Raw genomic sequence first — 13,966 nt, 5'->3', positions numbered from 1 at the left:
AGATGAAGAAAATAGTTACTGCTATAAGCTTAATAGCCCTACAAATATCTTTTGCACAATCTACAGGACCTCAAATAAGAACAGATCTGCCTCAGATGATTCCCCCTTCCCCCACAGTATCGTCATTAATGAAGTTTGAAGAAGTTCCTGTGAGTAATTATACAGGAGTTCCGGATATTTCCATCCCTCTTTTTAATATCCCTTCACAATCAAAGGATGTTTCGGTGGATATAAGTCTTAAGTACCATACCTCGAGTATTGCAGCAGATGAAATCTCTGGCGATGTAGGATTGGGATGGAATTTATTTGCCGGGGGAACCATATCACGCACCGTAAAAGGGCATCCTGATGAAGAACTCATCTTAGCATCATCAGATAAGCCAGGGAAAGTAGGGGTTTACCAGACGAGTGTAGCCAATCATATTAATAATTATTATTATTTTTCTAAGAATATACTGAATGATTATAAAGCAGGTTACAGATCAAATTTGTCCTCAGGTGACCAATCGGTTGGAAACGAATTTATCTGGACCGCGAACCGTACTGATAAATATGATACCGAGCACGATCTTTGGCAGTTTAACTTCTTTGGAAGAACCGGAAGATTTTATATCAAAAAAAATGATTCAGGGACTCTTGAGGTAGTTCCTTTGGACAGTTATACAATAAAGATCATTAATCAATATGACAGCAGTACATATAAACCTACCGGGTTTATAGTATTTGATGATCGAGGATATCAGTATGTTTTTAACGTGATTGAAGTTTCAAGCAATTCAGGAGGCGTACGAAACTATTATTATGACAGCAATCGGTTGTTAGCCCCGTTCGATAACATCTATGAAGATAAGCAATTTAACAGCTCTTTCCATCTGTCTAAAGTTATTGATCCCAACAATAATACGTTAATAGAATACGTGTATAATGAAAACGAAATAAAAGAAGGATTCACCAAAGTTACTTACAGGGTTTCTGAATTTGGTAATCTGGGAACCAATCTTTCTACCGTTTACGAACTTTATAATGCTTGCGGAAACTTTCCTCCTGTACAAAGCTTCAACAGATCTTCCACTTTAATAAAGGTGAAAAAGATTTCACAGATCAATATTGTAGGGATCGCGAAAATAAAATTCGACTATCTTCAAAACAGGGAAGATACCAATCTGGTGTTGCCGGAAACAGCATCTTCCCTTAAATCGGTGACATTGCTAAACTGGAACAATGGCTTTATTAAAAAATACAATTTCACTCAGGAATACAGAACGGTCCTGGAGAAAAGGATGTTTCTCAGCAAAATTGAAGAAATTGACAGAGAAAACAATGTGGTGGGAAGCCATCAGTTTTCTTATGAAAACAATGACTTTCTGGGCAAAGCGGTAGGAAAAGATGCATGGGGATATTTTAATGCTTTCGATCAGTGTGACGTTAATTCCTCACCCGATTACAGAAGGAATACATCTCCGGTCTATTCAACCACCGATATTTTACAAAAGATTAAATACCCTACCGGTGGAAGTGCCATTTTTGATTTTGAGCCCAATCAGTACTCTTATATCGGAAACAGTCTGATCACCGATTTTAGCGAAAACAAATCTTTTACAGCTTTACCTCCTGAGAATTTATACTTTAATAAAAATAGCAGTAGTACAACGCTGTTACCGGTATCTACCTCCAACAGAAAGGTTTTGTTTTTTCCAAGTATTGTTCTCGAAGATCTGAATACGAGGAAGTTTTCGCTTGAAGTATATAATGGCTCGGGTTGGGAAGTCGCTAATAATAATATCGCCTGCCCTTCATCAAGTGCTAACTGCTGTATCTCTTTCACACTGGAAAAGAATAAAAGCTATCGGGTAGTGTGGACGAACCTTGATCTGAACTATACAGGGACAGATATTTTGGGAATCCACTATTTTTCAGAAGATGCGGTGGTAAATAACTTTCTTTACGGTGGAGGAAACAGGATCAGAAGAATAGGGTATTTTGATAATGATACGCCAGCAGATTATTACAAAGCATTTTATCATGGCTTATCCGGTCCTTCCAAAGAAAAGAAATATAGTTATAACTATGACAATACCACTTTAAGCAGTGGCGCTCTGGTAGATCCTAAACCGTTGTTCAGATATACGGAAAGTTTCAATGCCAGGTTAATATTTGCACCTTATGGAGGAACGGTCGGATGTTCAGACGGAGAATTGTACTCCAACTCTTATGATGTTGTGACTACCGAGAACAATATTCCGCTCTTTAAAACGCAGGGAAGCGCGGTAGGCTACAAATATGTGACGGTGCAGGAAGGAACGGATAAAGGAAAAATCACCTACGAATATACTTCACCGTTAGACTTTCCCAACATCGAATATCCTCAGGGACCTCCATTTGTACAGCCTAAAAATTTTGATTACAAAAGAGGAAACTTAATACGGCAGACAGTGTATGACAGCAGCCTCAGAAAACTGTCTGAAGTGGAGAATGAATACAGCTACGAAAACTTTGAGGAATACACAGGGGTTCGATTTGTAAAACCTAACAGTATCTATAACGGAACCAGTGAAAATTATCCTAAAACATTCAGTGTCTACCAAAGCAGTTTGACCAACGGGAATTCATGTATGCAGTGTAACAGCAATTATTCCAGTCCAAAAAGCTTCTGGGGAGGACTGCCTTTAGAGGTGGGGGCTCCTAGTTTTATACCCGTTCCCGTTTTTGAAACCTTTGGATGGACAAAGCTGGCGTCAACAAAAACTAAAAATTACTTTTATGACAACGGAACCCAGATAACAACCGAAAAAAATGAATCCTTCACTTATAACCCGGTAAACAAACAAATTGCTGAACAAAATACCGTTACCGAAAACGGAATCCAGCTGAAATCAAAATATTTCTACCATTCCGGGAACTCTGTCTATTCACAAAACAGGATATCTGAAATTGAGAAAATTGAAAGCTATAAAGACGGGAAGCTCCAGGGAACCCAAAAAATAAACTACAGCAATAGCTGGCCCAATAACGTTTCCTATCTCTCAAACCAAATACAGTCGTCTTTTGGAAGTGCGGCACTGGAAACCCAGGTTACCTATGACCTCTATGATGCTAAAGGGAATATTCTTCAGTATACGACCAAAGAAGGAGTGCCTACCAGCATCATCTGGGGATATGGCGGTACGCAGCCCATTGCGAAAATTACAGGGCTGCCTTATTCCGCTGTAAGCGGGCTGGCTGCCAACAGTATTGAAGCATCAGATGCAGATGCCTCAAACCCTGCCAGTGAAGCTGCATTAATAAATGCTCTGGATAGCTTTAGAAGCCTTCCGGCATTAGCCAATCTGCAGGTTACTACCTACACCTACGACCCTCTGATTGGTGTAACCAGTGTAACTCCGCCTTCAGGAGTGCGCGAAATATATATTTACGATTCGGCGAACAGGTTAAAAGAAATAAGACAGGGAAGTACTTCCGGAAAAGTGATTAAAGAATTCAAATACAACTACAAACATTAAAAAAACAAATTATGAAAAAGCTAATCATTCCTATCAGTGCATTGTTTGTAGCAGGTGTTGTACGTGCGCAGACCCTCAATCTGAGCACTACAGAAAACTATGTCTATTCAAAAACCTATTTAACTGACCCAACGGAAGCGGCCCCGAAAGCTTCGGAAAACGTGCAGTACCTCGACGGGCTGGGAAGACCCAAGCAGGTAATTAATATAAAAGCCTCTCCGCTGCAAAGAGACATCGTATCCCATATAGTCTATGACCAGTACGGAAGACAGGCCGTAGACTATCTTCCGGTTCCCCAGTCTGCCACAGCCAACGGAGCAATCATAGACAATCCTTTAGCCAACGCAGTGAATACCCCGCTCGGTAATGAGATCATCTTTGCCAAAAAAGAATTCGAAGCCTCTCCGCTGGACCGGGTACTGGAACAGAAACAGGTAGGAGCCGCATGGGCAGATAAACCGGTAAAGCTGGGCTATAGTGCGAATACGGACGGCGAAGTAAAAAAATACATTGCGACTTTTGATGCCGCCTCATTTACCGCTTCCATCACGCTTTCTGCCACTCCTTACGGAGCCGGTCAGCTGTACAAAAATACCATTACAGATGAAGACGGCAACAAAACCATAGAATTTAAAAACGGACAGGGGCAGACGGTGCTCGTAAGAAAGATGCTGAACGCCACCGTAAGCGCAGATACCTATTATGTGTACAACGATTACGACCAGCTGGCCTACGTTATCCCTCCATTGGCCGTAGCAGCAAATGCTATTGACAGCACAACGCTGGACAATCTCTGCTATCAGTATAAATATGACCAGAAAAATCGCCTGGCAGAAAAGAAACTTCCCGGTAAAGGATGGGAATATATGGTATATGACCAAGCAGACCGACTGATCCTGACCCGCGATGTCAATCTGAATGCCCAGGGAAAATGGCTGATCACGAAATATGACCAGCTCGGAAGACCCGTGTATACAGGAATAATCGCAGGCGGATCCAGGGAAACCATGCAGAGCCAGGCCGCAAATCTGGTGATTGCGGAAAGCAGAAGCGGCGGTGGATTTACCAAAAACGGGATGCAGATCTATTATACCAATGTCTATTTCACCGACATAGAAACCGTTTTATCGGTCAATTATTACGATACCTATCCTGCAGGAACCCCGGCCTTTACTCCTGCTATTCCGGGGCAGGCTGCCGTACTTACCGATACCATGAGTGCTGTGCTCAATACCAAAGGCCTGCCATTGGCATCCTATGTGAAAAACATAGAAGACGACAGCTGGACGAAAAGTTACAGCTATTATGATACCCGGGCAAGAGTGATCGCCACCCATTCCATCAATCACTTGGGAGGCTATACCCAAACAGAATCCGAGCTGGATTTTTCGGGAACCCCAAAGCAGGTGATCACAAAACATAAAAGACTGAGCAGCGATCCTGAAAAAATGATCACCGAAACCTTTACCTACGATAACCAGAACAGGATGTTGGTACACAAGCATAAAATAGACAACGGTGCCGAAGAAATCCTCACCCAGAACGAATACAATGAGCTTTCGCAGCTGAAGACCAGGAAAGTAGGAGGCAAGGTAGTAGGAAGCGGGCTGCAGACGGTAGATTACCAATACAATATCCGGGGCTGGATGACGCAGATCAATGATCCCAATAATCTGGGTAATGATCTCTTTGGCTATAAGATCAAATACAATCAGGTGGAAGGTATTCAGACTCCCGATGCTTCCGATACCTCTTTGCAGGTAACCCCAAAATACAACGGGAATATTGCCGAAGTAGACTGGAAAACAGGAGCTACCCCCAACGAATCTCTGAAAAGATACGGCTATGTATATGATAGCCTCAACCGCCTTTCGGCAGGCTTTTACCAGAACGCGACCAATCCTTCCCTGAGAGAATATTATGAAAAGGCTACCTATGACCTGAACGGGAATATAAAAACAATGGTGAGAACCGCCCAGAGAATAGGAGCTACTTCTCTGATGATCGACAACCTTACCTATGAATATGAAAATGGAAATGCATCCAACCGTTTGCAGACCGTACGCGATGCCGTTACCATTGCACAGGGCTACCCGTACAAAGCCAATCCTGCCAGTATAGTATACGATGCCAACGGAAATATGACCTCCTTACGGGATAAAGGCATTTCTTCCATTCAATATAATTACTTAAATTTACCTGCAAAGATTACCCAAAATGCACAGGTAACAGACTATACCTACCGTGCAGACGGGGTGAAAGTGAAGAAGCTCTTTGGAGGATTGCAGACCGATTATCTGGGAGGTTTCCAGTATAAATACACGTATGCCTGGGAAGATGAAACGGGAACTACAATGAACGATGAGATGAAGCTGAGAATCATCCCGACCTCAGAAGGTTATTTTGATGCCTTACGCAACATATATTTTTATAATTACACTGACCATTTAGGAAATGTAAGATTAAGTTACAGTGATGCTGATGGAAACGGGATTGTCACCGGGGATATTCTGGTCAACAATTGCTATGATACTCCGGATGGACAGATTTGTAACAACTACATCATCACAGGAGAAGCAGAAGGGGTAACCAACTACTATCCGTTTGGGTTGATGCATAATAGTGAAAACCACAGTTTTGATCAGGCTTATCAGTACAAGTACAACGGGAAGGAGCTTCAGGAGACCGGAATGTATGATTACGGAGCAAGGTTTTACATGCCGGACTTAGGAAGATGGGGTGTAATTGATCCTTTGGCGGAGAAAATGACCCGTCATAGTCCGTACAATTATGCGTTTAACAATCCTTTGAGATTTATTGATCCGGATGGAATGGCTCCAGTAGATGATCATTTTAATAAAAATGGAAGATTTATGTACAGAGATAATAAAAAAACGAATAATATTATAGTGCATACTGATCAGGGAAATGCTAAACTATCCCAATTGGATTATAATAAAAAAGGAACGCTCAGAGCTGTAAGTAATATAATTGCTCACTATGCTGGACAAAAAGGATTCTCAGGATATTATGGAGTAAGTAACAAAATTAAAGGTGAAGATACTGGGGCTATTACATCTAGAGCAACAGGAACTGTATATTTTAATATCAAACAATTACAAAAAGGAAGTTATAACGATTTGTATAATTTAAGAAATACTTTAGATCACGAAGCTGGAGCAAATGGGCATAAAAGCGAAAATTTAAATGGAAAATATACATTTCTTGATCATGCAAAAGTTTATTTAGGACAAGCTAAAACATCAGATTACGGAAATTCTACTGAAGGAAATCAGAATTCTGTTGCTTTTGGTTTTGCACAAAGATTATGGAATGCTTATAAAAAAGATGAAATTTCATGGCAAGGTATGGATCCTTATATAAATGATTTTAATAAAAATAATAAAGGGGGAGTTAATATATCTACCATTGGAGGATATGAAGGAGAGCCAATGCAAATAGTTATACAAAATGGAACACAGCAGTCTAAACCGCAATCAGTCGAATTAATGAAAAACCCAAATGAATAAGATTATAATATATATATTTCTTGCAATTATATTTACAAGTTGTTCGAGTCCGAGTGATAAAATAAAAAATGTCATTTTATATAATGACTCCATAGGCTATTGGAATTATGAATGGCCTAGAGATAGGGCAGAATTTTATGGTTTTACTTTAAAACTTTCTAAAAATGGTAAACTTTTGAAATACTCTTATTCTAAAGTTCAAAATAAAAGATGGTTATTTTATGATGATGGTATTGATGAAAGATTAGAATGGGGTGTTGATGATGACTCTATATTTACATTGATGAATTATAACTCGCAAATTAAAGTTGTAAAATACAATAAAGATACGATTTGGCTTTATGATAAGAAAGATAAAGAAAAGTCTATGCTAGTTAAAGTTAAAGGAAAATTGAATATAGAGAAATAACCGCTCTCGCGGCTTTATAAACCCGATGACGCGGATTTTGGTAATTTTTCACAGTTAGTGATGGACATTTTTCAAAAATTAAATCGTTGATTTTCAGTACTTATTTGAAAGGATGATTTTAAAACAAGGGTAGGGTAATACCTGCTCTTGTTTATTTCTGAAGAAAAAATCATAGGTAATTGACTGGAGGTCATTCCTGGTGTATCAGAGTTAGTGATACAAAAATATTTTGTTTATGTTATTTTAAATAGATTATTAAAATTTATAATTTGAGACTGGATGACCCAGATCAACGATCCAGCCAACTTAAAAAAAGACCTGTTTGGATATGAAATAAGATATACTAATCCTCAATATACCTCGCTTGCTTCCGCAAAATACTACAGAAACATGGCAGAAATAGACTGGAAATATAGAAAGATGGAATCTTAAATATTCTTATCAATACAATGGGCTGAGCACATTGCTATAGTTGGTGAATGTATCGTTACAAAACAAAATAATGAATGGCTGATCACCAATAGTAACGGCTATTTTCATAATGATCACTTATTTCTTTCAAAATTTAAAAAAGTTAAATAGAAAGTATAATGATTGTGAATCTCAGATGCTTTTTACCTTAGGTTGCCATTTTTTTCATCAAATATAATTTTTTTAATAGCAAACAATAAATTTAATTCCCTTACGTTTGAAATATAACACAAAAACTTGATTCTTTTAATCTAAAAAAACACAATATGAAAAAGAAATCAGGTACATCTATGTATGATGATGAAATGTTGAACACTATTTTGGCAGTCTTTGAAGAAATCGTAAACATTTTAAAGGAGAATCAGAACAATGATTCATTGTTCTATGACAGCGCCAATGTGAAAAGGCTTTTGAACATCAGCGACAGCACTTTATTCCGGATCAGGAAATCCCAAGACATTCCTTATGTTAAAATCGGACGGAAAATCTTTTATCCCAAATCGTTTTTCATCAATACACTCAAAAAATAAGAATGTTTTTTGAACTGAAATTTTTTTTATTTGAACCCCAAAAGGCTCAGACTTTAGAACTGTGTATCAACTATTAATAGACATAAAGCAGTGAAGATAATTAAGAAATCTTCCGGCTTTATGTATTTGCCATTTCTTACTCTTTCTTAATTTCTTAATGGTTCAAAAAGTTACTATGAAATTTTTTGGCGACTCTATACAATTTTGCACCATGTCATTCTGACACAGCCTGAAGGGATGCGAATGTAGTTCAAAGAATCTTATGATCGCTCAGATTCTTCATTTCACTTCTGAACTTCGTTCGTAAACCTTCAGTTTATATTCGGAATAACAGCGTCATCATCATGAAGAGAGCAGAACTAATGTAAAAGTGTATATAATGACCAATTTTTTATTAGAATTACTAAAAGTATGAAGTTAAGAGGTTCAAAATCATCCATAAAATTAAAATCCCCTCAATTTTGTATAGTAATCCTTCGGGTCTTCTTCGGAAGTGCTTCGGAAAAAGTACCGTTTTTCCGAAGCCGACCCGAAGGTGATCCGAAGAAGACCCGAAGAAGGGTGGGGCCATACCGGTCAAAATCGGTCAAAACTATCCAAAGCCGGTCATTATTTTCATAAGCGATTGAAAATGAGAATTTCTGGTATACCTTCGTCTCAGTTAACCCATAAAACACAAAAAAATGGCAAGAATAACAAAAGGAATCCTTGGTGGATTTTCAGGAAAAGTAGGAACAGTAGTAGGCGCCAACTGGCGCGGAAAAGACATCATCAGAAGTACCCCAAAACCAAGCAGCAGACCTCCCAGCGACAAACAGCTTGTACAGCAGACGAAGTTTAAGCTGGTGATCAGTTTTCTGCAGCCCGTTAAGAATATCCAGACTAAGTATTTCGGATCAGGAAGCGGTTCAAAATCAAGAATAAACCTGGCGGTTTCATACACCATCAATGAAGCCGTACAGATGGTAGGAGATGTTGCCGAACTCCTTTATAACAAGGTACTGATCACAAAAGGAGACCTGGCAGGATTTCAAAACGTAACTGCCACGCCGCAAGCCGGAAACGGAATCAGCCTGAACTGGGAAGATAATTCGGCACAGGGCAATGCGGATGCCACAGACCTGGCCAATGCGGTGTGCTACTGCGAAGAAGTAGGAAGTTTCGAGATTTTCGAATCGGTAGCAGAAAGAAGTGTATTGACTGCTGATCTCACGCTTCCGGCCTTTTATGCAGGAAAAGAAATTCATCTCTGGGTCTTTTTTAATAATGCGAAAGAGACGGTTGCCTGCAACAGTGCCTATCTCGGAAGCCTGACTTTGATTTAAGTGTAATCTCTACTCGAAAGGGTGGAGATTTTTATTAATAATTTTAAAATATAAAACTAAATTATTTCATTAAAAAATTTTAATAAAACATAGAAAATAATATCTTTAAACTTTTTATATTAAGGATAGCCATGTCAGAAGAACAGAAACGTCAGTTGCAACAGCAACTTTGGAATATAGCGAATACTTTAAGAGGTAAAATGGATGCGGATGAATTCCGTGATTATATTTTAGGATTTATTTTTTATAAATATCTTTCAGAGAAAATACATTTTACGGCTAACAAAATTTTATTAGATTCAGGAGAAGATGTTGATTACAATGATGTTGATGAAAATACTGAAGAAGGGAAAGGAATTGTAGAAGCCATTTATGAAGAAGTCGTTGAAGATTTGGGATATTTCCTGAAACCTTCGGAACTTTTCAGTAATATTGCCAAAAAAGGACATCAGAAACAGGAAGGGAAATCTAATTTTATCTTAGCTGAACTTTCTAAAATCCTCAATAATATTGAGCAATCCACATTAGGAACAAATAGTGAAGATGATTTTGAAGGATTGTTTGATGATTTGGATCTTACTTCGGCAAAACTTGGACGAACTGAAGACGAAAAAAATACATTAATCTCCAAAGTTCTGTATCATTTAGATGATATTGATTTCAATTTATCAGATACCAATGCTGATGTTTTAGGCGATGCTTATGAATATCTGATTGCACAGTTTGCAAGTGGGGCTGGTAAAAAAGCAGGAGAATTTTATACTCCGCAACAGGTTTCTACTATTTTAGCAAGAATTGTTACGAGTCGAAAATCACAATTAAAATCTGTATATGACCCGACTTGTGGAAGTGGTTCTTTACTTTTGAGAGTTGCCCGTGAAGCCAAAGTAAGTGATTTCTACGGTCAGGAAATGAACCGTACTACTTACAACTTAGCAAGGATGAATATGATTCTTCACGGTGTCAATTACAGCAACTTTGATATCCGTCAGGAAGATACGCTTGAAAAACCACAACATCTTGACAAAACTTTTGATGCGATTGTAGCCAATCCTCCTTTTTCAGCAAAATGGAGTGCTAATGAATTGCTTTTGTTGGATGAAAGATTTTCACAATACGGAAAATTAGCGCCTTCTTCAAAAGCAGACTTTGCGTTTATCCAACATATGATTCATCATTTGGATGAAAATGGAATTATGGCTGTCGTAATGCCACACGGTGTTCTGTTCCGTGGTGCCGCTGAATTGGTTATTCGAAAATATCTGATTAAAGAGAAGAATTATTTAGATGCAGTAATTGGTTTGCCTTCTAACATTTTCTTTGGAACAAGTATTCCGACCTGTATTTTAGTCTTTAAGAAATGTCGCGAAGCCGATGAAGATATTTTGTTTGTCGATGCAAGCAAAGAGTTTGAGAAGCAAAAAAATCAAAATGTATTGCTCAATGCTCATATCAATAAAATTGTTGACACTTATCAAAACCGTACAGTAACTGAAAAATTCAGTCATAAAGCGACATTGCAGGAGGTTGCAGATAATGATTACAATCTAAATATTCCTCGCTATGTGGATACTTTTGAGGAAGAAGAGGAAATTGATATTCAGGCGGTAATGGCAGAAATTAAGGAGCTTGAAGCGAAGCGTTCTCAGTTGGATTCTGAAATTGAAGTTTATTTGAAAGAATTGGGATTAGTAAGCTAATTTTTGGCTTAGCAAAATCCTCAAGGCTTAGAATTTTAACAAATAAATAATCAAGATGACAGAAGAAAATAAAAGTGTAAAGAATTTTCCTAATTTACGATTTCCTGAGTTTGAAGGAGAATGGGAAATCCGATGTTTAGAAGAATTCATTGATGTAATTTCGGGTATTGCATTAAAATCTGATGAAATTATAGAATTTGAGAAAGGAACTCCGATTCTAAGAGGTATAAATATAACGGAGGGATTTATTAGACATAGTAAAGAAATCGATAGATTTTATCCAAAAAAAATAAACGAGAAAACAGAAAAATTTATACTGAAAATAAATGATTTAGTGATTGGAATGGATGGTTCCAAAGTTGGTAAAAATGTTGCATTAATAGATGAAAAAAATATCGGTTCAATATTAATCCAAAGAGTTGCAAGAATTAGAGCACTAAATTCCGCAAATATCCATTTCATTTTTCAAAAAATATTTTCAAGTGAGTTCATAAAATATGTGGATTTGGTAAATACTAGTTCAGGAATTCCACACATAAGCTTACAGCAAATTAAAGATTTTAAAACAAGCTTTCCTTTAAATATTTTAGAACAAGAAAAAATAGCATCTTTTCTCTCCTTGCTAGACTCTCGAATTCAAACCCAAAAGAAAATAATTGAACAATTAGAAACCTTAATGAGAGCTAATCGTGAAAAGTTATTTTCTCAGAAATTAAGATTTAAAGATGATGGAGGAAATTATTTTTCTGATTGGAGTTTAACTGAACTGAAAAATGTTTGTTCTATAATCGGAGGTGGAACGCCAGACACCCAAAAATCTGAATTTTGGAATGGTAATATTCAGTGGTTTACTCCAACAGAAATAAAATCAAATTTTGTTTTTAAAAGCGAGAGAACCATCTCCGAATTGGGTTTGAAAAATTCATCGGCTAAAATTCTTCCAAAAGGTTCGATTTTATTAACAACTAGGGCGACTATTGGCGAAGTTGCAATTGCGCAAGAAGAGTGTACGACTAATCAAGGGTTTCAATCTTTAATAGTAAAAGAAAATTGTAATAATGTTTTTTTATTCCATTGGATAAAGGAAAACAAACTTGAATTAATAAAACGTGCGAATGGCTCAACATTTCCAGAGATAAGTAAATCAGAAATTGAAGTAATTAAAATTCTGTTGCCTTCAATAAATGAACAAACCAAAATCGCCAACTGTTTATCTTCAATTCAAGAAAAAATTGATACGGAAAGACATATTTTAGAAAAGTTAGATCTTCAGAAAAAGTTTCTTTTGGCTAATTTGTTTGTTTGACTAAAAACTTTTTCAATGTTTTGAACATTGAAAAAGTTCTCTCAAAATCATAATCTCTCAAACAAACAGATTATGTAATAAATACTTTTTCTGATTTTCGTATAGGGCTAATAAGTCGCTTTCCAGGTTAATCTTTTCATCAAACTTTGACAAAAAATGGGCTATTTTAATTTGTTCTTTCAAATCTGGGAGATTAATTTTTATTCTGGAAAAGCTTTCATAGAATAAATAATCTCTAACACCTCCTTCCACATTTCTTAAAACTTCTTTTCTAAAAATATCAGTTCTTAGATAATGAAATAAAAATTTATCATCGACTACATCTACTGTTTTAAAACAGACATACAAGGAACTAATTATAATATTTTCCAAATTTCCACTATAGCCTATTGAACCAACATTGATTCTTGCTGGATTATAAGCAAAGGTTTCTTTCTCTATTATTTTATATAACGAAATATCATAACCTCTCTCATCACTATCAATTCCTTCAAATTGCTCAGACTGACTTATAAAACCTTTTTTATTGTTGATTGAATAGACGGGTAGTTTAAGGTTTTCTTTATTTTTTTTATTGACAATATAGGTTAGATCTCCTAATTTTTGGAAATTTTCTTTTCTTAATTCTGAGGAGTTAAATCCTCCCTTAAAAAGCTTAAAAGATATTTCTTTTTTTGTTATTTGTAAATCCTCAATTATTTTCTTTTGGGTTGCAATTCGGCTTTCAATAAGTGATAAAAATGCTGATACTTTATTTTGTTCATCAATAGAAGGAAGTGGAAGAATAATATCAGAGAAATATGAGTAACTAATCATTTTACCATCTCTTATTCCCTCTAATTTTCTATTAAGATGTATTATATATTTTGGAGTTTTAAGATAATATTTGAAGAAAATTCTATCTATTGATATATTAGGTCTTAGTATAATATATGCTGGGCTGCATATACCTCTGTATTCAGAATATTCAATACCTCCTTGAAAACTTCTAAGACTAATTATAAAATCTCCAACTTCTACAACTTTATAACTTTCAACACTTTTATCAGTAACAGTTATTTTAAAATCAATCAAATCTCTAGGGATTGCACCATAATCTTGGGTTATTGCAAGAATCGGCAAATCAGAGTTATGTTTTTTGTTTGAAATATTTGAAAATATTTGATTACCATATTTAAATTTCCAGTCTGGAAAA

9 protein-coding genes are annotated in these 13,966 nt (G+C 36.5%); 8 read left to right on the top strand and 1 reads right to left on the bottom strand.

What is annotated here, in order from left to right; all coding sequences use genetic code 11:
• Positions 1–2 precede the first annotated feature (2 nt).
• The 8 genes from CLV73_RS05475 to CLV73_RS05445 all read left to right on the top strand — a co-directional run bounded on the left by CLV73_RS05475 (position 3) and on the right by CLV73_RS05445 (position 12,771).
• Positions 3–3,500, top strand: coding sequence for a hypothetical protein (locus tag CLV73_RS05475; RefSeq protein WP_157798725.1), 3,498 nt, complete (start codon positions 3–5; stop codon positions 3,498–3,500).
• Between the two features lie 11 nt (positions 3,501–3,511).
• Positions 3,512–7,030: a DUF6443 domain-containing protein gene (locus tag CLV73_RS05470; protein ID WP_100375846.1), complete on the top strand. Its 3,519-nt coding sequence runs from the start codon at positions 3,512–3,514 to the stop codon at positions 7,028–7,030.
• Positions 7,023–7,439 carry a hypothetical protein gene (locus tag CLV73_RS05465; RefSeq protein WP_100375845.1) on the top strand — a complete coding sequence of 139 codons (417 nt, stop codon included), beginning with the start codon at positions 7,023–7,025 and terminating at the stop codon, positions 7,437–7,439. The genes CLV73_RS05470 and CLV73_RS05465 overlap by 8 nt, the downstream gene beginning before the upstream one ends.
• 279 nt (positions 7,440–7,718) lie before the next feature.
• Positions 7,719–7,871 carry a hypothetical protein gene (locus CLV73_RS18870; protein WP_157798724.1) on the top strand — a complete coding sequence of 51 codons (153 nt, stop codon included), beginning with the start codon at positions 7,719–7,721 and terminating at the stop codon, positions 7,869–7,871.
• A 305-nt stretch (positions 7,872–8,176) separates the two neighbouring features.
• Positions 8,177–8,440, top strand: coding sequence for a helix-turn-helix domain-containing protein (locus CLV73_RS05460; protein ID WP_100375844.1), 264 nt, complete (start codon positions 8,177–8,179; stop codon positions 8,438–8,440).
• A 683-nt stretch (positions 8,441–9,123) separates the two neighbouring features.
• A complete protein-coding gene (locus CLV73_RS05455) occupies positions 9,124–9,765 on the top strand; it encodes a DUF6266 family protein (protein ID WP_100375843.1) in 642 nt (213 codons plus the stop codon).
• A gap of 131 nt (positions 9,766–9,896) precedes the next feature.
• The gene (locus tag CLV73_RS05450; RefSeq protein ID WP_100375842.1) at positions 9,897–11,465 is read left to right on the top strand and encodes a type I restriction-modification system subunit M; all 1,569 of its coding nucleotides are present in this window, start codon (positions 9,897–9,899) and stop codon (positions 11,463–11,465) included.
• 55 nt (positions 11,466–11,520) lie between these two features.
• Entirely contained in the window at positions 11,521–12,771 is a 1,251-nt protein-coding gene (locus tag CLV73_RS05445) for a restriction endonuclease subunit S (protein WP_100375841.1), read from the top strand.
• Between the two features lie 57 nt (positions 12,772–12,828).
• Here CLV73_RS05445 and CLV73_RS19090 read toward each other — a convergent pair whose 3' ends face one another.
• Positions 12,829–13,893: a restriction endonuclease subunit S gene (locus tag CLV73_RS19090; RefSeq protein WP_100375840.1), complete on the bottom strand. Its 1,065-nt coding sequence runs from the start codon at positions 13,891–13,893 to the stop codon at positions 12,829–12,831.
• Between the last annotated feature and the right edge of the window lie 73 nt (positions 13,894–13,966).

It is taken from the genome of Chryseobacterium geocarposphaerae (genome assembly GCF_002797535.1).
GTDB classification, from domain to species: Bacteria; Bacteroidota; Bacteroidia; order Flavobacteriales; family Weeksellaceae; genus Chryseobacterium; species Chryseobacterium geocarposphaerae.
Note: the sequence above shows the minus strand (reverse complement) of the source record. Positions and strands in the feature narration are given on the sequence as shown.